Raw genomic sequence first — 19,612 nt, 5'->3', positions numbered from 1 at the left:
GATCTCCCCTTCCATCTTCTCTACCTTTCGAATGGAAATGACCCCTATCATGACACGGTTACTTGCCGCTGGTCTGCTGGTCCTGTGGGGCTGTCTGGCTGCCATGGCGCAGACGATGCCGCCATCAAATCCGCCTCAAGCGGGGATATCAACGACGTCGCGTGCGCCCCTTCAGCAGCTTTTGCAGTCACAGTCTGACCTTATCGCCGCCAGCTCGCGACGGACGATTCAACCCGCCATTGATGCGGTTGCGCAAAGCGGTCTGGACGAGGTGCAAACGCTGTTGCAGCTGTGGCAGGGTAAAAAACTCGTCATGCGCAAGTCGGATGGGCTTTTCTTTCGTGGCGATACGATAGGCGACGGCCGCTATGAACTGACGGACCTGGACAGTGGAGTTGTGAATAGGGTTGTTGATAAGGCGGACCTCAAACTGATCAAGCCAAATTCCGGCGTGCGCGCCCTGATTGGCACCGCTCTGGTGCGGTTTCAACTGAACGATCCGGTGGCTGCGACCCGTAGGGCTGCGGTCACCTCAATTGGACGCGATCCCTCTGCGAAAGCGCTGGAGCCTCTGCGGGCGTCGATCCTCAGCGAAGCCGACGACGGCCTGCGCGTGTCGAAGCAGCGTCAGGAGCGCCTGCTGACCATGTGTTTTGACATTGATCCCCAGGCGCGCGTCGCGGCCATCGAAGACATGTCGGGCGATCTGGGTGTTGATGTGCGCGCAGCCCTGAATCCACTGCTAGCCACCACGCTGCAGATCTATCCCGTGGGAGAGCCAGCGACCGGGAATATCGCCGCCGAACGTCGTATCGGTCAGGATTTTACCGAAGCCGATGCCTATGCGGTGTTGGTGGCTGCGGGGTTCGCTGAAGCACCCTTGCAACGCGATGACATCAAATCGGCGCTGGCAGCGCATATTGTGGACGGGCGTGTGGCAGGTATTCCTCTGGCGCAGCTCTCGGATATGTCTACCCGGCGGAGAGCTTATGGCGAGTTGGCCGCTGCGGGACTGGTCCGTCCTGGTCCGACAGAGCAGGAAATGGCCGACACCGTTGCGCGTTACCGGTTTGCCGATACCTATAATGAGGCCTCTTCTGCCGTAACAGATGCAGCGGAGTCGGCGCTGGCACGGAGCAACCGCAAGGTTGCCTTCCATAAGGCGGCGGATCTGGCATTGGATGCAATATCGCTGGCATCAATCTATTTCCTCGCAGCAATCGGCTTGGCGATCACCTTTGGCGTGATGGGGGTTATCAATATGGCGCATGGTGAGTTCATCATGATGGGCGCCTACACTGGCTACGTGATCCAGCTGGTGATCCCGGACCACACGCTTTCCATACTGGTGGCGATACCTGCTGCGTTTGCTGTCACCTTTGGCGCGGGGATTGCGATGGAGCGGTTGGTGATCCGATGGCTCTACAACCGTCCTCTGGAGACGCTGCTTGCTACTTTCGGCATTTCGATTGCGCTGCAACAGCTGGCCAAGAACATCTTTGGCACACAAGCGCGCCCGCTGACCGCACCGGGCTGGCTGGACGGCGCATGGACGCTCAACGATGTGGTGTCGATCAGCTATATCCGCATTGCGATCTTTGTTCTGGCGCTGGGCTTTCTCGCGCTGCTTTTGTTCATCATCCGCCGCACACGTCTGGGGCTGGAAACACGGGCAGTGACACAGAACCGCAGTATGGCGGCTTCGATGGGGATCAATCCGGACCGCGTGAATATGCTGACCTTCGGCTTGGGATCTGGCATCGCAGGGATTGCGGGGGTGGCGATCGGATTGTTTGCAAAGGTCACATCGGAGCTGGGCAACGACTATATTGTGCAGAGCTTCATGACGGTGGTTGTCGGCGGGGTCGGCAGCATCTGGGGGACCTTGGCGGGCGCAGTGATGATCGGCTTCTCCCAGAAGGGGATCGAATGGCTCAACCCCTCCAATACGCTTGCTGCACAGACCTACATGATCGTGCTGATCATTATCTTCATTCAATTCAGGCCGCGTGGGATTGTCGCCCTGCGGGGTCGCGCGGCGGGGGATTGATCCATGCAACCTAGCTTCATTGCCCGAAACCCGTCTGTCCTGATCTTCGTCACGATCCTTGCGCTGTTTACGCTGGGCGTCACCCTGCTGTCCGAAGGCTTGGGGATTGGGATCGTCTCAACCTCACTGATCAAGACATTGGGAAAAACACTTTGCCTCTGTCTGGTCGCCATCGCGATGGATTTGATCTGGGGTTATGTAGGGATTCTGAGTTTGGGTCATTTCGCCTTCTTCGGTTTGGGCGGATATATGATCGGCATGTGGCTGATGTATGAGCGGACCCGGGACACGGTGCTGGCGTCATTGTCCGACCAAGTACTTCCGCCAACCGATGCGGAAGTGCGGGATGCCGTTGCGCATCAGATTTTTGGTGTCGTTGGCGGCGACAGTTTTCCGCTGATCTGGACCTTTGCCGACAGTTTGCCTCTGCAACTTTTCCTAGTTGTGGCTGTCCCCGGTGTGCTGGCGCTGACCTTCGGCTGGCTCGCCTTTCGCAGCCGGGTGACCGGTGTCTACCTGTCGATTCTCACTCAAGCGATGACCTTGGCACTGGCGCTATATCTGTTTCAGAATGACAGTGGACTGCGCGGCAACAACGGGTTGAGCGGGTTGCAGAATTTGCCAGGCTTGGCCGATGTGCCGCAGTCGGTGATCTCGATCTGGTTCTTCTGGGCGTCGGCTGTCGCACTGGGACTTGGCTATGTGATCGCGGCCTGGGTGGTCGGTGGGAAATTTGGCTCCGTTCTGCGTGCCATTCGCGACAATGAAACCCGGGTGCGGTTCCTTGGATATTCTGTTGAGGGATACAAGCTGGTGATGTTTACCGGGACGGCCTGTGTCGCAGGTATCGCTGGGGCGCTCTTTTATCCGCAGGCGGGGATTATCAATCCAGCCGAAATGGCGCCGATCGCCTCCATCTATCTGGCGGTCTGGGTTGCGATCGGCGGGCGGGGTCGGCTCTACGGTGCGGTGATCGGTGCGGTCTTTGTGTCGCTGCTGTCCAGCTGGTTCACAGGCGGGCAGGCCCCGGATGTTGTCCTCGGAGTTTTCACCATTCGCTGGGTCGACTGGTGGCAGGTTGTTCTAGGGTTGGGGTTTGTTCTGGTGACCTTATTCGCACCGAAGGGGATTGGCGGTTTGGTCGATCTGGTTCAGCGGCGCCGCCCCGCCGAGGTGCCACCCCACACAGAGAAGGCAAAATCATGAATCCTCTTCTGGAAGTGTCGGGTGTCTCCGTCAGCTTTGATGGCTTTCGTGCAATCAATAACTTGTCGTTTCGGATCGGTCGGGCCGAGCTGCGAGCGATCATTGGGCCCAACGGCGCGGGCAAGACGACGTTCATGGACATCGTCACTGGAAAGACTGCGCCGGACAGCGGCAGTATCATCTGGGATGGGAGCCGACGATCAGTCTTCGCCCGTTCCGAGGCACGTATTGCCCGTGAAGGTATTGGGAGAAAGTTCCAGAAACCAACGGTATTTGAAGAGCAGACAGTTCAGGAAAATCTGCTGCTTGCACTCAAAGCGGATCGCCGCCCACTTGCTGTATTACGGTATCGCGCATCCCGGCCGCACCTTGCCCGGATCGAAGAACTCGCAGGTGAGGTCGGATTGAGCAGTGCACTGCAGCGTCGGGCCGGTGAGTTGAGCCACGGCCAGAAACAATGGCTGGAGATCGGCATGTTGCTGGCCCAAGAGCCGCGTTTGCTGTTGGTGGATGAGCCTGCCGCGGGCATGACGCCGGAAGAACGGGAACAAACCACAGCAATTTTGGTTGCGGCGGCCAAAACGCGCGCGGTGGTGGTCGTGGAGCACGATATGGATTTCGTCCGAAGACTGAATTGCCGGGTCACGGTGCTGCACGAAGGCGCGGTTCTGGCTGAAGGATCGTTGGACCATGTGACAGCCGACCAAGCTGTCATTGATGTTTACCTGGGGCGCTGAGCGATGTTGAAACTTGACGATGTAACTTTGCACTATGGTCATTCTCAGGTTCTGCATGGGATCTCGATGGAGGTGCTACGCGGAGAGGTGGCCTGTGTTATGGGCACAAATGGCGTTGGCAAAACCAGTCTGATGAAGGCGATTGCTGGTCGCCATGCCCGATCCGGCGGTCTCATAGAGTTGGATGGCCGATCTTTGGGAACTGCTTCGACGCATCAATTGGCCAAGAATGGGATTGCCTATGTGCCGCAGGGGCGGGAGATTTTCCCGCTTCTGACAGTGCAGGAGAATCTCGAAACCGGGTTCGGTTGCTTGCCAAAAACCGAACGCCACGTTCCGGATAAGATCTATGAGCTGTTCCCTGTGCTTCATGATATGCGCCATCGACGCGGTGGAGACCTGTCGGGCGGTCAGCAACAGCAGCTTGCCATCGCCAGAGCGCTGATCACGCGACCAAAACTGCTATTGCTTGATGAGCCGACAGAGGGCATCCAGCCGAATATTATCCAGCAGATCGGTGAGGTCATCCGGCAACTGAGAACCGAAGGTGAGATGGCGATTGTGCTGGTGGAGCAATATTTCGACTTTGCCTACGAGCTGGCAGACCGGTTTGTGGTTCTTCGTCAGGGTCGTGTCACATTGGCTGGTGGCCGCAACGACGTCAGCCGGGCAGATCTGTTGGCGGGTGTATCCGTCTGATCGTCGCGACGCGTTAGCGTTGCGGCCGAGCCGCCTAGACTACAGTGTTGCACGTGAGTCGGTCGGGCGCGACGCATATATTGGCGGACTCCGCCGTCTGAAACGTCAAATCTGTCGCTTTCGGCTGCTGTTGCGGTCGAAAATTGCATTCATCTCGCCTGTCACTGGCTGATCATTCACCGCGCTTCGGGGTGAATTTAGATAATCTGAAATTCGCTACATTTTATTCGAAGTGCTTGGCGCGCTGTATTTGGCTAGTCTTAGCCAAATCTATGATGGCGCCGTGTCAGGCACGCCAGAGGAAAAGGAGAGTCTCCGAACCCGCCGTTTTGGCTACGCTGATAAAAAGCACCGAAGCCAAGCGCGCGCATGTTCTGGAATTGTTTGTAATTCGCCACGACCAAATTGCAGCCTGCGCGGTTTGAATGTGCAGGAGGAGACCAACCCGCCACCCGAGCGTCAGGGTGAGACGGGGATCAACAAAAAAGACGCGCCACACTCATCAGGGAACGATCATGTCAATCAAGCCACCATTTACCGAGCTGGAGATCGAAACGGCTCCATCCGGGTTCTACGAAGGCCACAGCCTTCCTATCGCATTGATCAGTAAAATCATCATGACAACGCTGGTCCTTTGGGCCTTGGTCTGGCCCAGCAAGGCCAGCGGCATTCTGTCTTGGGTCAACAGTGAGTTGCTGAATGGATTCAATGCCTTCTATATCATATCAGTGGGGGCCTTTGCCTTTTTCCTGTTTGTGCTGGCAATCCTGCCAGCCACAGGAAGCAAAAAACTGGGTCCGGCGGATGCCGCGCCTGAGTTTTCCAATTTCTCTTGGTTCTCAATGATGTTCGGCGCTGGTCTGGGCGTTGGTTTGATGGTTTTTGCAACGGCTGAGCCGCTGGGTCTTTGGGGGTCGAACCCGGTTGTTCTGTCCGGTGCCGTGGCAGCCAACAGCGAAGAAGCCGTGCAATCTGCCTATCGCTACACCTTCCTGCATTACGGGTTCCATGCCTGGGCGATCTACGTGCTGACCGGTCTGTCGCTGGCCTATTACGCCTACACGCGCGATATGCCGTTGACCATTCGCTCGGCGCTGACGCCGTTGCTGGGCAAGGCCGCAAACGGGTTTGTTGGTCATCTTGTTGATGTGCTGGGTGTGGTCGCCACGATCTTGGGCGTTTCGGTCACCATTGGTTTTGGCGTCAGCCAGTTTGTCGATGGTGTTTATGCGGTCTCGGGTATGGAATGGCTGATGAATGGCGATACCGAAGCCCCGAAGCCCAGCACTATGGGCCTGCTGTCGGCACTCTTTGTGATCATGGGACTGTCGATCCTGTCAGCCGTGTCAGGCGTTGGTCGTGGGATCAAATACCTCTCTAACCTGAACCTCGTGCTGTCGGTCATTCTGCTGCTGACCTTTGTGTTCTTCGGTTCGTTCTTCTTTGCGATGACCAAATTCGGCAGCGGGTTGGTGGACTATATCCTTCACTTCACTCAGATGTCGTTTGGTGCCTATGGTCCGCAATCGGCTGAGGCCTTTGCTGCGGCGTTGCCTGATGCGGCGCAGGCTTTGCCCGCGGACGATCTGAGCACGGTCTACGGTTCGGCAACATCGCCGTGGGGATCGTTGGGCGGCTTCACCGAAGGGTTGCCAGCCACTGCCGCTGCACTGGATGCAGACGCTGTCTATGCCGCCGGTGAACCCGGTCGCCAGTTCGGCTGGCAGGCCGGTTGGACGACATTCTACTGGGCCTGGTGGATTGCGTTCTCACCCTTTGTCGGCCTGTTTCTGGCGCGCATTTCCAAGGGCCGCACCGTGCGTGAGTTCATCCTGGGCTGTGTAATCGCGCCTGCGATCGTTTGCTTCCTGTGGATGACCATTCTGGGCGGCACTGCGATTGATCTGGAACTGAACGGCTCCGCCGCGGGGTCAATCATCGGAGCCACCAACACGGCGAAGCTCTTTGCAACGCTGGAGCAGATGATTTCCGGTGGCTTCCTGTCGGCCATCACCGTGATGTGCGTTGTGCTGATCATGACCTTCCTGGTCACGTCGGCGGACTCGGGGATTTTGGTGATGAACACCATTATGTCCGGCGGCGAGCAGGAAACCGGCATCAAGCACCGTATTATCTGGGGGTTGATCCTGACCTCCGTGATCGGCGCACTGATCATCGCGGGCAACAGCGGCACGGCGTCCAACCCCTTTGGGGCCTTGCAGAATGCGATGATTATCGGCGCGTTGCCGTTCACCATTGTCATGGTCTTCATGATGATCTCTTTGGCGAAAGCGCTGTACCGCGACAGCCTGCGCGCCAAAGCAGACTGATCACGGTTCAGGTTCTGACGTGAGAGCAAAGGTCGCGCCTCGGCGCGGCCTTTGTCGTTTCTGAGTGATGAGGCCAGAAACCTATGAGTGATGCTCATAGGTGGTGGCGGTAATCTCATTGGTAAGACTGGCGAATTTGGGTGATAAAGCCATTGAACTGTCAGGGGTAAGGCCATGGATCGCGCCGAGATCGTACATCAAAATTTCCTTGAGCGCGTGCGGACAGGGTCCCTGCCACCGGGCGCCGCACCAGAGGGCGCTCTGACGCCCAGTGAAGCGGTGGCGATCTATCGCGCGCAAGTACTGAGCCGGGCGCTGGACCGGACCAGTCGGGCGATGCAGAAGACCGGGCAGGGGTTCTATACCATCGGGTCGTCAGGGCATGAGGGCATGGCGGCGGTGGCGCGAGCGCTGCGGCCCGATGACATGGCCTTTCTGCACTATCGCGATGCGGCGTTTCAGATCGCCCGTGCGGGCCAAGTACCGGGGCAGAGTATTGCCTGGGACATGCTGCTGTCCTTCGCCTGCTCCGCTGAGGATCCCACATCTGGCGGGCGGCATAAGGTGCTGGGTTCAAAGGCGCTGATGATCCCGCCGCAGACATCCACCATCGCCAGCCACCTGCCAAAGGCGGTCGGCGCGGCCTACTCCATCGGCGCGGCGCGGCGTCATGATCCGGAACATCGGGTTCTGGCCGAAGATGGGCTGGTGATGTGTTCCTTTGGCGACGCATCCGCCAATCATTCAACGGCGCAGGGGGCGATCAACACCGCCTGCTGGACTTCCGTGCAGTCAACACCCCTGCCGCTGCTGTTTGTCTGTGAGGACAACGGGATCGGCATTTCGGTCAAGACACCGAAGGGCTGGATCGAGGCGTCGATGTCTCACCGTCCGGGGATGCGTTATTTTCAGGCCGATGGGCTGAATATGCATGATGCCTATGCAACCGCACAGGCGGCGGCAGACTATGTGCGACTGCGGCGCAAGCCTGCGTTCCTGCATTTGCGCACGGTCCGGCTCTATGGTCACGCGGGGGCCGATGTGCCGACAACCTATCTGAGCAAGGCGGAGGTCGAAGCGGATGAGGCCAATGATCCGCTGCTGCATTCGGTACGTCTCTTGTCAGAAACCGGCGCGTTGTCCTGCGAGGCCGCGCTGGAGATTTATACCGAGACATGTGCACGGGTCGAGAGGATCCGAACGGAGGCTGTCGCCCGCCCCCATCTGAAAACGGCGGATGAGGTGAACGCGAGCCTGGTTCCGCCTGCCCGGATGTGCCAACCGACCAATGGACCAAGCGCTGAGGCCCGGGCTGAGGCGTTGGGTGGCGACCTGCGCGCGCAGGCAGATCCACAGCCAATGAGCCGCTTGATCAACTGGGCGCTCACAGATCTGATGCTGGCGCACGGCGAACTGGTCGTGATGGGTGAGGACGTCGGCCGCAAAGGGGGGGTCTATGGTGTTACCCAGAAACTGCAGCAACGGTTTGGTCAGGATCGGGTGATCGATACGCTGCTGGATGAGCAGTCGATCCTTGGGCTGGCCATCGGCATGGGGCACAACGGATTCGTGCCGATCCCAGAGATCCAGTTCTTGGCGTATCTGCATAATGCAGAAGATCAGATCCGCGGCGAGGCGGCGACATTGCCGTTTTTCTCCAATGGCCAGTTCAGCAACCCAATGGTGCTGCGTATTGCAGGGCTTGGGTATCAAAAGGGGTTCGGCGGCCATTTCCACAATGACAACTCGCTGGCAGTGCTGCGCGATATTCCGGGCATTGTGATTGCCTGCCCCTCAGATGGGGCAGAAGCTGCGATGATGCTGCGCGAGGCCGTACGGCTTGCGCGGGAGGAGCAACGGGTCGTGGTCTTCGTCGAGCCTATCGCGCTTTATCCGATGCGGGACCTGCACGCGCCCAAGGATGGCGGCTGGATGCGTCACTACCCAAAGCCGGATCAGCGGATCGCACTGGGAGAGGTCGGTGTGCATGGGGATGGAACCGATCTCGCAATCGTCACCTACGGCAACGGTCGCTATCTGGCGACGCAGGCACAGGCGGATCTCGCAGCCAAGGGGATTGCCGCCCGTGTCGTTGATCTGCGCTGGCTCGCGCCCCTGCCAAAAGAGGCGCTGCTGGCTGCAGCCGCCGATTGCGACAAGATCCTGATCGTGGATGAATGCCGCACCACTGGCAGTCAGTCGGAGGCGCTGATGGCGCTGTTTTATGAGGCGGAGGGCAGCCCGATGGCCCGTGTTGTGGCAGAGGATTGTTTCATCCCAACGGGACCGGCCTATGCGGCGACCTTGCCCTCGAAGGAGAGTATTGTGGCTGCTGCCCTTCGATTGACGGGAGCCGCAACATGACCCGGACCGCTGTTTTGATCTGCCCTGGACGAGGCACCTATAACAAGGCGGAGCTCAGCTACTTGTCCCGCTACCACAGCGATAAACAGGCTCTAATCGGCGCATTTGATGCTATGCGAGACGCAGCAGGACAGGAAAGCGTCTCGGCTCTGGACGCTGCCGATCGCTATTCAGTGTCAAAATACACGCGTGGTGACGTGGCTTCGCCGCTGATTTATGCCAGTGCCATCGCAGATGCGCAGTCCCTTGCAGAGGACATCGACATCGTCGCGGTCACCGGCAATTCCATGGGCTGGTATATCGCGCTGGCGGCGGCGGGGGCACTCAGCCCACAGGCGGGGTTTGAGGTGGTGAACACCATGGGCCAGCTGATGCAGCAGCACCTGATTGGTGGGCAGCTGGTCTTTCCCTGTCAGAGCGAAGATTGGCAGCTGGATCGTCGCCGCAAGGCAGAGCTGTTGCAGCTGGTCAGTGACATCGCCATGCGACCCGGTCACCAGCTGTCGCTGTCAATTGATCTGGGTGGTATGTTGGTTCTGGCCGGGAATGCCGAGGGGTTAGACGCGTTCGAACGGGCCGTGCCCCCGGTCCAGGATCGTTTTCCCATGCGTCTGGCCAATCATGCGGCATTCCACACAGAGCTGCAGGCTCCGGTAGCTGCCGCCGGTCGGGCACGGCTGTCACAATCGCTATTTGGTCCCGCCAAGAAGCCGCTGATTGACGGGCGCGGGCAGATCTGGTGGCCGGGCGCGGATACTGTGGAAAGCCTTTGGCGTTATACGCTGAACACGCAGGTGGTCGAACCCTATGATTTCACCCGCGCTGTGCAGGTAGCGGCGCAGGAGTTTGCGCCGGATCTGTTCATCATTGCCGGGCCGGGTACCACATTGAGTGGAGCGGTGGCGCAGTCACTGGCACAGATCAACTGGCAAGGGCTATCTGATAAGGCCGCGTTTAAGGCCCGCCAGGAGCGGGTGCCACTGGTTGTTGCCATGGGCGATCCGGCGCAACGGGCGCTGGTCACCCGCTAGCACGCTGGCCTGGGTCGATGGCCATGGACACGGCGAAGGCCTCTACCGGGCGTGAGACGTTGTGCAGTGACACAGACCCCAGCGGCGTGGCCTGTTCCGGTGTCTCCAGCAAGTCTCGGCTGACCACAATGGTATGGCCACAGGATTTGCCATAGTCGCCGAGCCGTGCCGCGATATTTGCGGCCTGTCCGATGACGGTGAAGTCCAGCCGCTCACGCGATCCGACGTTGCCATAGGTGACGCCGCCATAGGCCAGACCGATGGAGCATTCGCTGCGCCTCTGGCCGGGGTCGTCGCCCATGGCGTCCAGCGCGGCAACGATGGCGCGCGCCGACTGCAGCGCCTGAGCGCGGGCCTCAGCCGGGCTGTCACCCGCCGGGAACACGGCCAGAACAGCGTCTCCGATGAATTTCAGCACTTCGCCCCCGTGGTCGTGCACGATGGTGGATGCGGTCTCAAAGAAATTGTTGAGCAGCTCGATATATTCGGTGCGGCCCAACTCTTCTTCCAGACGGGTCGAACCGCGCAGATCGCAGAACATGATGGCCGCATCAATATCGTCGCCATCGCCGCGCCGGATTTCCCCGCCCAGAACCCGCGCGCCGGTGCGTTTGCCGACATAGGTCTCCAGCAAGGATTGGGCGTTTTCGCGTTGCATGAACACTTCGTAGTAGCGCGCGATCACTGCGGAGCATTCAAATATCAGCCCCAAGTTCTCAGTCGTGAAACCTTTGGGGTGGTGGCTGGCAACAGTCAGCACATTGATGCGCCCATCCGAAAACGGAAGCGGCATGGCCACATAGTCCGTCGCGCCCTCCTCTCGCAGGTCGGTCAGGATGGGAAACGCGTCGCTGGGCTGTTCCAGATCCAGACGTTGACGAATTCCGCCCAGCCCATTCGAGACGTGGCGCAAGGGGCTGTTCTGGAAGGCCGGGTGGTCGTGGATCTCATAGCTAGGCGCATAGGTGGTCACCTTGCCTGATGCGCGGCTCCAGATGAAGTTCTTGCCCGCGATCATAGGATGCAAAGACCAGGCCATCACCGAAAGGCGAGATAGATGAACGCCTTGTTCCACCAGTTTTTCGGAAAGGCGCTGGGTAAACTCCTCCGGTGTGGGCAAATAGGCTGCCTCACGCAGCAGCCAGTCGATCAGGGGGCCGGAGATATTGCCGTAGTCGGGGATGACCAGCTGATTGCTGCCCAGGTCGATGTCGACGTTGGCGTCCGGCATGAAACTGACATGACCTGCAATTCCGGAGGCCTCAGGCAAGGCTTCGTCATAAGACCAGGCGGCATTGCCAATACAGTGTTTGCCAAGCTGAAGATCCTGATAGCCCGCTGTGCCCTTGAAGGGGCAGAAAGTCTGGTGACCATTGGCTGCAGATAGGCAGGAGTGGATATCATTGCGAGGGAAATAAATCGCGGCAGGCTGGCGGGTTTCATACATCACCTTGGCGCGGGTGCTTTGCGCGATGATTTTCCCACCGAGGCGCGCGGTCACCGGCCCGCGCAGCTCTTCAATCAGGATGCCATAGGGCTGCGGAGCGGTATTTGCGCGCAAATTCATAAGCGTCGTTTCCTGCTGATTGGCCAGCATGGGGGCCATGCGACCTGCCCTCTATTATGTGGTGATTGATGCTAGAAATGCCAGAGCGGCACGGGGATTTGATCGGCTTGACCTCAGGGCTGTTTCCACACCGGCTGCCAATTGGTCACCGACTGCACGGGTGCCCACTGCAGTCGGTCAGACCATGCGGATCACATCCTTGCTGATCGACAGAACATAACCCCGTTTGGCGATATTCTTGACCAGAAGCTCACTCACCATCTGATTGCCCAATGTATCGCGCAGGCGTTTGATCCGGGTGGCGCCCGCGGCTTCTTCGCAATCGATGGACGGGCGGCCGGAGATCATCGCCTCAATCTCCGCACCGGAAAGCACATCGTCATCCAGACGTGCCTCCGCCAGAACCGCGAGGGTCTCCATCGCGGCGGCGGTCAGTTTGAAGCCCATGGTATTGAGATAGACGGTATTTTCCTCGCGGCTGATCAGCAGTTCGGTCACCTGAATGCCCGCGCGTTCGATCTGCACCATGCGCCGGTTCAGCATGACCAGCATGGCCAGCACCACAAGGGCGGCGACCATCATCATGGTGGCAAAAACCAGCAGGACAAAAATCACCATGCGATAGCTGGTCAGCGTATCGGCAAAGGCGGTGCCGGATTGGGCGAGGATTTCCAGCAGTTTGATTTCGGCCTGAGTGGTGAGGTCATTCTCGACAAAGACACGCTCCACCCGGGCGTTGAAGGCATTGGCATCCGGCAGCGTCAGCAGGAGCACGGTGCCGGCAATGACCAGGAGGGCAACAATGGCAGCAATCCCCAATGCGATGACGCGGCTGCCTGCCGCGCGCACCTCAGAAACGGAGAAAATAGGGTCCGGCATCTGCTTTCCTTTGTTCCAGCCCGTCGGGACCAAAAATGGACAGAACATTCAGCAAGGTCCAGCCTGCCGCTGATAACCTTCCGGAGATTTCCGCCTTGGCCGCTGGTTTGCTACAGGCACCACCGATCTGGATCACACCGTAGTGCAGCCGCAGGGGCGCATCCTGTTTGGCCTTGTAGTCAGCGTAGCATTCGGCGGCTGTGGCCGCAGGTGCATCGCTGAGTATACCGGCAGCAAGACCGGCAATCAGGGTCGTGGAGATAAGCAACTGTTTCATGCCCTCACCCTGCGCATTTGTTGCGGGATATTCAATAACCACAGGTGATTGCGCGCAGTGATATTCGATAACAGGGCCGCGTTATTGCCTGTCCGAGGGGGCTGACCCCAGGCTGACTGCATCGGTCATCTGACCTCATGTTTTCAGACCTCAAGGAAGGACATCCCATGTTTCGCAGCCCTCGCTCCAGCGCTGATATCAAACCGCATTGCAAGTTCATCACGCTGATTGTTGCCGCCGCGGTTGCGGTGACCGGTTTTTCCGCAGCGCCTGCACGGGCGGATGAAGATATCGCCAAGGTCCTGGCGGGTCTGGCGGTTCTTGGCATTATCGGCGCTATTGTGAAAAACAATCGGGATGATGACCATCAGCAGGTAACCCGACCGCATCGCCCCCATCGTCCTAAACCACTGCCGCCGCGGGTGGCGCGCTATGACCTGCCAGCGCAATGCGTGCGGTATTTCCCGCGCTACAGCCAGAGCCGCACCCTGATGGGCCGGGGCTGCCTGCGCAAACAGTACGGTTTTGAACACAAGCTGCCGCGTGCCTGCCAGGTGACCTTCTGGAACGGCAAACGCAACCGCGTTGGTTACCGCCCCGATTGCCTGAAGAACCGGGGCTATCGCATCACTCGTCGCTAACGCGGGACCATAGGTTCGAGCAGACTTAGGGGGCTTCGGCCCCCTCTTTTTGTGCTCATCTGATGGCTGGGCTTGAAACTCAGCGCAAAACCCGGTCAGACCAAAGGATGGAGTATCCCGATTATAGTTTGGAAGCGGCGGCGCGTGCGCGTGGCCAGATGCGCATTGCAGGCGTGGATGAGGTAGGGCGTGGCCCGCTGGCAGGGCCGGTGACGGCAGCGGCGGTGATCCTGGACCCTGATAATATCCCCGAGGGGCTGAACGACTCCAAAAAGCTGAGCGCCAAACGGCGCGAGGCAGTGGAGGCGTCTATCTTTGCACAGGCTGAGGTGTCGATTGCCCATGCCTCTGTCGAAGAGATTGATTCTTTGAACATTTTACGTGCGTCGCATCTGGCGATGGAACGCGCGGTTGCGGCACTGGACCCGGCGCCGGACTATCTGCTGATCGATGGCAACCTGATCCCAAAAGGGCTGCTGCAAGCGTCAGAGTTCGTCATCAAGGGGGACGCCAAATCAGTCTCCATCGCGGCCGCCTCCATCGTGGCGAAACAGGCGCGTGACCGGATCATGGTGGATTTGGCGCAACAGTTTCCCGGCTATGGCTGGGAGAAAAACGCAGGCTACCCCTCCAAACAGCATCGCGAGGCGTTGGTTTGCCTAGGGGTGACCCCACATCATCGGCGTTCCTTTAAGCCTGTCCACAATATCTTGTATCAAGGGTGAACCACATCGCGTTGTTCTAAAAAACAAATTGACCTCGAATCCACGATGACTCATCCTGTGGACAACCAAAATGAGCGCAAAAATGCGCCGTGGTTATCGAGGCAGAGCAAATGAACAAAACACTTACACGGGGCGCCGAGGCGCTCCCGCTAAACGCGATCCTTGACGGTGACTGCATCGAAGTGATGTCCGGTCTACCGTCAAACTCGGTTGATCTGATTTTTGCAGATCCGCCCTATAACCTTCAGCTGAAGGGGCAATTGCACCGCCCTGACAACAGCAAGGTGGACGCGGTTGACGATCACTGGGACCAGTTTTCCAGCTTTGGCGTCTACGATAAATTCACCCGCGACTGGCTGAAACAGGCCCGCCGCATCCTGAAGCCCAACGGCTCCATCTGGGTGATTGGATCCTACCACAATATCTTCCGGGTCGGCACAGCCGTGCAGGACGAAGGGTTCTGGATCCTCAACGATGTGATCTGGCGCAAGTCGAACCCGATGCCGAATTTCCGCGGCAAGCGGTACACCAACGCGCATGAGACGATGATCTGGGCGTCGAAGTCGGAAGGCGCAAAATACACCTTCAACTATGAGGCGCTGAAGGCGCTGAACGAAGGTTTGCAGATGCGGTCCGACTGGGTGATGCCGATCTGCACAGGGCATGAGCGCCTGAAAGATGACGCCGGCAACAAGGCGCATCCGACGCAAAAGCCCGAGGCGCTGCTGCACCGTATCCTCGTTGGGTCGACCAATCCCGGTGATGTGGTACTGGATCCCTTCTTCGGCACGGGCACAACGGGTGCCGTGGCCAAGATGCTGGGCCGTGAGTTTATCGGGATCGAGCGCGAAGCCGCCTATCGTGAGGTTGCGGAGAAACGCATCAAATCGGTGCGCAAATTTGACCGCGAGGCGCTGCAGGTGTCCGCCAGCAAACGCGCCGAGCCGCGTGTGCCCTTCGGGCAGCTGGTCGAGCGCGGCATGCTGCGTCCGGGTGATGAGCTTTATTCGATGAACCAGCGCCACAAGGCGAAGGTCCGCGCGGATGGCACATTGATTGGCGACAATATCAAGGGATCGATCCATCAGGTCGGGGCCCATCTGGAGAATGCACCGTCCTGCAACGGCTGGACCTATTGGTGTTTCAAGCGGGATGGAAAAACCGTGCCCATCGATGTGTTGCGCCAACAGATTCGGGCAGAACTTCAGAACTGATCCCACCCTTTTCACAACCTGTGTGAAACCGCAGGCGCTGTCGCTTTGTCGACGGCGCCAACCTTGCCCCGCCAACCCGGCGGGGTCTTTTCGTTTATAACGGTGCTTCATGGGGTGCATCTGGCGGCAGCTGTCGCTATTTTAGCGTGAGACTGGCGCCAATAGATGGACAGACGTCATGGCCATAACTGCCTCCGCTCCCGCTCCGGCATTGGACAGCGATGAAGCGATTTTCACGCAAGAGAGCCCCTATGCGCTGGACGCACTAACCGGGCACAAGCGCAATGGGCTGGAGCTGGCGGTGCGCGCGCGTTGGATTGCGATGGCGGTCACGGCGGCGTTTCTGGTTTATGTCATTCCCGAGTGGGATGTTCTGTACTACCATTTCATTCTGGCGTTGCTGTGCCTGAACGGCTGGCTCATCCGCCGAGTGGGTCGGGTCGGGCAATCGCGGTTAGAGATGCTGCTGATCTTTGCCGATCTGGCGATCATGACGGCTGGCATGGTCATTCCGAACCCGTTCAGCAGCGAGGATCTGCCACTAGCGATTCAGTATCGCTATGGCAATTTCATCTACTTTTTCATCATTCTGGCGGCCGGAACCCTTGCGTATTCCTGGCGCACGGTGATTGCCATCGGCAGCTGGACGGTGCTGATCTGGCTGTCGGCGGCCTTTACCGCCTGGTGGTTTGCCGCGCCTCAGTCGGGGATGAGTGCGGCGCTCTTGGCAGCGGTTGAAGGCAACCAGGCGCTGGCCCCTTTCGTTGATCCAACGGACTTTGCTCTGCATCAGCGACTTCAGGAGGCGATCGTGTTCTTTCTGGTCGCGGTCACATTGGCGGTGTCTTCAAGACGGTTTTACCAGCTGATCCAGAATAATGCGGTACTGGAGCGCGAGCGCGCCAATCTTTCGCGGTATTTTTCACCCAATGTCGTGCAGCAGCTCTCACAGAACGACGAGCCGTTGAAGCAGACCCGGCGCCAGGATGTGGCGATACTGTTCATTGACATCATTGGGTTTACCCGGCTCGCGGCGGATCGCGATGCCTATCAGGTGATTGATCTCTTGCGGGATTTTCACGGCCGGATGGAACGGGAGGTTTTCCGTCACGAAGGAACGCTGGACAAATACCTTGGCGATGGTCTGATGGCGACCTTTGGCACGCCTTTGGCGGGACCAAAGGATGCAACCAACGCGTTGACCTGTGCACGGGCCATGCTGACGTCACTGGCTGATTGGAATGCAGAGCGCCGTCGGTATGGTGAGTCTGAGATCCGCGTCGGTATCGGAGTTCATTTCGGTGAGACCGTTATTGGTAACATCGGTGCGAACCGGCTGGAATATGCAGTGATTGGCAATGCTGTGAATATTGCTGCCCGGCTGGAGGAGCGTACACGTGAACTGGAGGCCCAGCTTGTGATCAGTGAGGCGCTGCGTCAGCAGGTGCAGGCCGAGGGTGGTCCAGCCAACCTGGAGAAAGTTGGCTTTGCCCGGTACCCTGCGTCTGAGCTGCGTGGATTGACACGATCAATGACACTCTGGGCGCTGCCGCGCTAGCAGGCGGTGGCACCCGAGGTGGGTTCTGGTCGCTGATCCGCCGGTAAAGCCTTGTTGTAGGCGCTCCATTCGGTGATCTCAGGGTAATACATCTGCCGCCATCGCCGCACCCGCGGGTTCATTATCCGGCGCCAGAGCGGTGGAAACATCGCGGCGACGGTCATCACCGGATAGCCATAGGGCAGCTGTGGTGCGTCGGCCATGGTGTGGTTCTGGAGCAGGGGAAAGCGCCGATCCGGTTTGTAGTGATGGTCAGAATGGCGTTGCAAGTTGATCAGCAACCAGTTCGAGGCCTTATGTGCGGCGTTCCAGGAGTGCCGTGGCATCACGTGTTCGAATTTGCCATTGCCCAGATATTTGCGGGTCAGCCCGTAGTGTTCGACGTAGTTCACCAGCTCCAGCTGCCAGATCGCAACACCTGCTTGCACCAGAAACAGCAACAGCCCTGTGAACCCACCCAGCAAAACCGCGACCAACAGCATAAGCCCTTGTAGCGTCCAGTAGCGAAAGAAGGGATTGCGCCGATCGGTCCAGGGCAAATTGCGGCGCGCCAGCTGGGCGCTCTCGGCGCGAAAGGCGGATTGCCAGCACTGCCGCAGCACTCGCGGATAGAACCGGTGGAACCCTTCGTTGTAGCGCGCTGTCACCGGGTCGCGGGGCGTGCCGACATGGCGGTGATGGACGAGCAGATGTTCGGATCTGAAATGCGAGTAGAGCACCATGGCCAGCAGGATATCCGCCAGCCAGCGTTCCAGCTTGCTCTTTTGGTGCATCAATTCATGGCTGTAGTTGATCCCGACAGTGCCGCTCAGGACGCCAACGCCAAAGAACACGCCAAACTTCTCAAGACCTGACAGATGTTCTGCCGTCGGCACATAGATGAGCATGGCTATGAGCAACATGGCCTGCACAGGGATCCAAGCCATGGTCAGGGCGGAGTACCAGCGAAGGTCGTCCTCGGGTGTGAGCGGGTCGGCGTTCTCCAGGTTGAGACCAAACACCCCATCAAGCGCGGCAAAGAGATACCAAGTGGCCAAGGGGGGCAACAAAATGGCCCAACCGCCATAGACGGCGGCCAACACCACAAGGGGAACCAGCAGAAAAGACAGCCAGAATGGTAGAGCTGCCTGCCAGCTGCGCAGTGTTTCGGGGGTGGTCATCATGGCGCAAATCCAGTGATGTCGAAGATGTTTGTGCCGACTATGCCTGTGGTCCGGAAAAAAGAGAAGGGATCAGCGTCCCTTCCATAAATCAAAGGCCTTGCGCATGACCGTTGGCAGATCCGTCGGTTTGAAGTCATGTCGCGCGATCACGCGCTGATGGTCCTCAGCTGCGAAATCCGCAGGCAGTTCTGCCAGCATGACGCGCAGGATAAGGTGAAAATGCGTGAAGGTGTGACGCACCTCAGCGTTTAGAAGTTGCCAGTCGGCCTCAAACGGTGGTGCGGGGGTGGGATGGTCAGGGCTGTCGGTCCAGTCGCTGCCGGGCCAACCCAACATGCCGCCTAGGAGCCCCTTGTCCGGGCGCTGTTCCAGCAGCCAGTCACCCGCAGCGCTGCGGGCCAGATAGACAGTGCCGAGCCGGGTTGGCTTGGGTTTCTTTGGGGTTTTCTTGGGCAGCTCTGTCGCAGTTCCCGCCGCGCGGGCCGCGCAGGGTGCGCGCCAGGGGCAGATGCCGCAGGCCGGGTTGCGCGGCGTGCAGATCGTGGCGCCAAGATCCATCACGGCCTGAGCATGATCGCCGGGTCGCTCTGCCGGGGTCAGGGCGGCTGCTTTCTCCTTGAGCTGTGGTTTGGCGGTCGGCAGGGGGACCTGGACATCGTAGAGCCGCGCCATCACCCGTTCGACATTGCCGTCCAAGACGGTTTCCTGCCGGTCAAAGGCGATGGCAGAGATCGCCGCCGCCGTATAAGGGCCGATGCCCGGCAGGGCGATCAGCCCGTCGTAGGTGTCGGGAAAGGTGCCGCCATAGTCCTGCGCAACCACTCGGGCACATTTCAAGAGATTGCGCGCCCGTGCGTAGTATCCAAGCCCCGCCCATTCTCCCATCACATCCGCATCCGGCGCGGCTGCCAGATCTGCGACTGTGGGCCAGCGGCTGGTAAAGCGGTGAAAATAATCCTTCACCGCAGCCACGGTTGTTTGTTGCAGCATCACCTCGCTTAGCCAGATCCGATAGGGATCCGGCCAGACCCCAGCTGAACGGTCCGCCGGGCTGATCCGCCAGGGCAGGGTGCGGGCGTGATGGTCGTACCACTCCAGCAATGTGCTGCTTTGTGGTTGGCTCTGGCTGTCGAGGTCACGCATTCTTTATCCTTTGTGGCCCGGTTTCGCT

Annotated in this window: 16 protein-coding genes; 11 read left to right on the top strand and 5 right to left on the bottom strand. The window is 59.1% G+C overall.

What is annotated here, in order from left to right; genetic code table 11:
• Nucleotides 1–49 precede the first annotated feature (49 nt).
• The 7 genes from urtB to OO25_RS05495 all read left to right on the top strand — a co-directional run bounded on the left by urtB (nt 50) and on the right by OO25_RS05495 (nt 10,417).
• Nucleotides 50–2,050, top strand: a complete 2,001-nt coding sequence (urtB, locus tag OO25_RS05525; RefSeq protein WP_040179155.1) for an urea ABC transporter permease subunit UrtB — start codon at nt 50–52, stop codon at nt 2,048–2,050.
• Between the two features lie 3 nt (nt 2,051–2,053).
• A complete protein-coding gene (gene urtC / locus OO25_RS05520; protein WP_040178847.1) occupies nt 2,054–3,256 on the top strand; it encodes an urea ABC transporter permease subunit UrtC in 1,203 nt (400 codons plus the stop codon).
• A complete protein-coding gene (gene urtD / locus OO25_RS05515) occupies nt 3,253–3,993 on the top strand; it encodes an urea ABC transporter ATP-binding protein UrtD (RefSeq protein WP_040178846.1) in 741 nt (246 codons plus the stop codon). The genes urtC and urtD overlap by 4 nt, the downstream gene beginning before the upstream one ends.
• A gap of 3 nt (nt 3,994–3,996) precedes the next feature.
• Nucleotides 3,997–4,692 (top strand): urea ABC transporter ATP-binding subunit UrtE, encoded by a 696-nt coding sequence (gene urtE, locus OO25_RS05510; protein ID WP_040178845.1) that lies wholly within the window; start codon nt 3,997–3,999, stop codon nt 4,690–4,692.
• 515 nt (nt 4,693–5,207) lie between these two features.
• Nucleotides 5,208–7,022, top strand: a complete 1,815-nt coding sequence (locus OO25_RS05505; RefSeq protein WP_040178843.1) for a BCCT family transporter — start codon at nt 5,208–5,210, stop codon at nt 7,020–7,022.
• Between the two features lie 174 nt (nt 7,023–7,196).
• Entirely contained in the window at nt 7,197–9,386 is a 2,190-nt protein-coding gene (locus OO25_RS05500) for a thiamine pyrophosphate-dependent enzyme (RefSeq protein ID WP_040178840.1), read from the top strand.
• Nucleotides 9,383–10,417: an ACP S-malonyltransferase gene (locus OO25_RS05495; protein WP_040178838.1), complete on the top strand. Its 1,035-nt coding sequence runs from the start codon at nt 9,383–9,385 to the stop codon at nt 10,415–10,417. Before OO25_RS05500 ends, OO25_RS05495 begins: the two co-directional genes overlap by 4 nt.
• Here the strand turns inward: OO25_RS05495 and OO25_RS05490 are convergent.
• From OO25_RS05490 to OO25_RS05480, 3 genes are all read right to left on the bottom strand, one after another.
• Nucleotides 10,407–12,023 carry a DUF427 domain-containing protein gene (locus tag OO25_RS05490; protein ID WP_040178836.1) on the bottom strand — a complete coding sequence of 539 codons (1,617 nt, stop codon included), beginning with the start codon at nt 12,021–12,023 and terminating at the stop codon, nt 10,407–10,409. The two genes, OO25_RS05495 and OO25_RS05490, sit on opposite strands and share 11 nt — an antisense overlap.
• A gap of 138 nt (nt 12,024–12,161) precedes the next feature.
• Nucleotides 12,162–12,863: a histidine kinase gene (locus OO25_RS05485; protein ID WP_040170054.1), complete on the bottom strand. Its 702-nt coding sequence runs from the start codon at nt 12,861–12,863 to the stop codon at nt 12,162–12,164.
• Entirely contained in the window at nt 12,835–13,140 is a 306-nt protein-coding gene (locus tag OO25_RS05480; RefSeq protein WP_040170268.1) for a hypothetical protein, read from the bottom strand. The genes OO25_RS05485 and OO25_RS05480 overlap by 29 nt, the downstream gene beginning before the upstream one ends.
• A 167-nt stretch (nt 13,141–13,307) precedes the next feature.
• On the opposite strand from OO25_RS05480, the gene OO25_RS05475 reads away from it, so the two are divergent.
• The 4 genes from OO25_RS05475 (at nt 13,308) to OO25_RS05460 (ending at nt 17,278) form a co-directional block, all read left to right on the top strand.
• Entirely contained in the window at nt 13,308–13,781 is a 474-nt protein-coding gene (locus OO25_RS05475; RefSeq protein ID WP_040178834.1) for a hypothetical protein, read from the top strand.
• 62 nt (nt 13,782–13,843) lie between these two features.
• Nucleotides 13,844–14,506, top strand: coding sequence for a ribonuclease HII (locus tag OO25_RS05470; protein WP_082035288.1), 663 nt, complete (start codon nt 13,844–13,846; stop codon nt 14,504–14,506).
• Between the two features lie 110 nt (nt 14,507–14,616).
• On the top strand, nt 14,617–15,720 hold the full coding sequence (locus OO25_RS05465; RefSeq protein WP_024098739.1) for a site-specific DNA-methyltransferase: 1,104 nt from the start codon (nt 14,617–14,619) through the stop codon (nt 15,718–15,720).
• Between the two features lie 178 nt (nt 15,721–15,898).
• Nucleotides 15,899–17,278, top strand: a complete 1,380-nt coding sequence (locus OO25_RS05460) for an adenylate/guanylate cyclase domain-containing protein (protein ID WP_040178831.1) — start codon at nt 15,899–15,901, stop codon at nt 17,276–17,278.
• Here OO25_RS05460 and OO25_RS05455 read toward each other — a convergent pair.
• Complete coding sequence (locus tag OO25_RS05455; RefSeq protein ID WP_040179152.1) at nt 17,275–18,438, bottom strand: alkane 1-monooxygenase; 1,164 nt, start codon at nt 18,436–18,438, stop codon at nt 17,275–17,277. The genes OO25_RS05460 and OO25_RS05455 overlap by 4 nt on opposite strands.
• 72 nt (nt 18,439–18,510) lie before the next feature.
• Nucleotides 18,511–19,584 (bottom strand): A/G-specific adenine glycosylase, encoded by a 1,074-nt coding sequence (gene mutY / locus OO25_RS05450; protein WP_040178829.1) that lies wholly within the window; start codon nt 19,582–19,584, stop codon nt 18,511–18,513.
• Nucleotides 19,585–19,612 lie beyond the last annotated feature (28 nt).

Source organism: Phaeobacter sp. S60, assembly GCF_000826845.1.
GTDB classification, from domain to species: domain Bacteria; phylum Pseudomonadota; class Alphaproteobacteria; order Rhodobacterales; family Rhodobacteraceae; genus Phaeobacter; species Phaeobacter piscinae.
This window is presented reverse-complemented; position numbering and strand designations above follow the sequence as displayed.

Excerpts from the sequence above, each read along its gene's own strand:
- OO25_RS05475 (WP_040178834.1), top strand. The coding sequence starts at position 13,308 with ATGTTTCGCAGCCCTCGCTCCAGCGCTGATATCAAACCGCATTGCAAG.
- OO25_RS05460 (WP_040178831.1), top strand. The coding sequence starts at position 15,899 with ATGGCCATAACTGCCTCCGCTCCCGCTCCGGCATTGGACAGCGATGAA.
- OO25_RS05485 (WP_040170054.1), bottom strand. The coding sequence starts at position 12,863 with ATGCCGGACCCTATTTTCTCCGTTTCTGAGGTGCGCGCGGCAGGCAGC.
- OO25_RS05490 (WP_040178836.1), bottom strand. The coding sequence starts at position 12,023 with ATGGCCCCCATGCTGGCCAATCAGCAGGAAACGACGCTTATGAATTTG.
- urtC (WP_040178847.1), top strand. The coding sequence starts at position 2,054 with ATGCAACCTAGCTTCATTGCCCGAAACCCGTCTGTCCTGATCTTCGTC.
- OO25_RS05495 (WP_040178838.1), top strand. The coding sequence starts at position 9,383 with ATGACCCGGACCGCTGTTTTGATCTGCCCTGGACGAGGCACCTATAAC.
- mutY (WP_040178829.1), bottom strand. The coding sequence starts at position 19,584 with ATGCGTGACCTCGACAGCCAGAGCCAACCACAAAGCAGCACATTGCTG.
- OO25_RS05480 (WP_040170268.1), bottom strand. The coding sequence starts at position 13,140 with ATGAAACAGTTGCTTATCTCCACGACCCTGATTGCCGGTCTTGCTGCC.
- urtB (WP_040179155.1), top strand. The coding sequence starts at position 50 with ATGACACGGTTACTTGCCGCTGGTCTGCTGGTCCTGTGGGGCTGTCTG.
- OO25_RS05465 (WP_024098739.1), top strand. The coding sequence starts at position 14,617 with ATGAACAAAACACTTACACGGGGCGCCGAGGCGCTCCCGCTAAACGCG.
- urtE (WP_040178845.1), top strand. The coding sequence starts at position 3,997 with ATGTTGAAACTTGACGATGTAACTTTGCACTATGGTCATTCTCAGGTT.
- OO25_RS05455 (WP_040179152.1), bottom strand. The coding sequence starts at position 18,438 with ATGACCACCCCCGAAACACTGCGCAGCTGGCAGGCAGCTCTACCATTC.
- OO25_RS05505 (WP_040178843.1), top strand. The coding sequence starts at position 5,208 with ATGTCAATCAAGCCACCATTTACCGAGCTGGAGATCGAAACGGCTCCA.
- urtD (WP_040178846.1), top strand. The coding sequence starts at position 3,253 with ATGAATCCTCTTCTGGAAGTGTCGGGTGTCTCCGTCAGCTTTGATGGC.
- OO25_RS05470 (WP_082035288.1), top strand. The coding sequence starts at position 13,844 with ATGGCTGGGCTTGAAACTCAGCGCAAAACCCGGTCAGACCAAAGGATG.
- OO25_RS05500 (WP_040178840.1), top strand. The coding sequence starts at position 7,197 with ATGGATCGCGCCGAGATCGTACATCAAAATTTCCTTGAGCGCGTGCGG.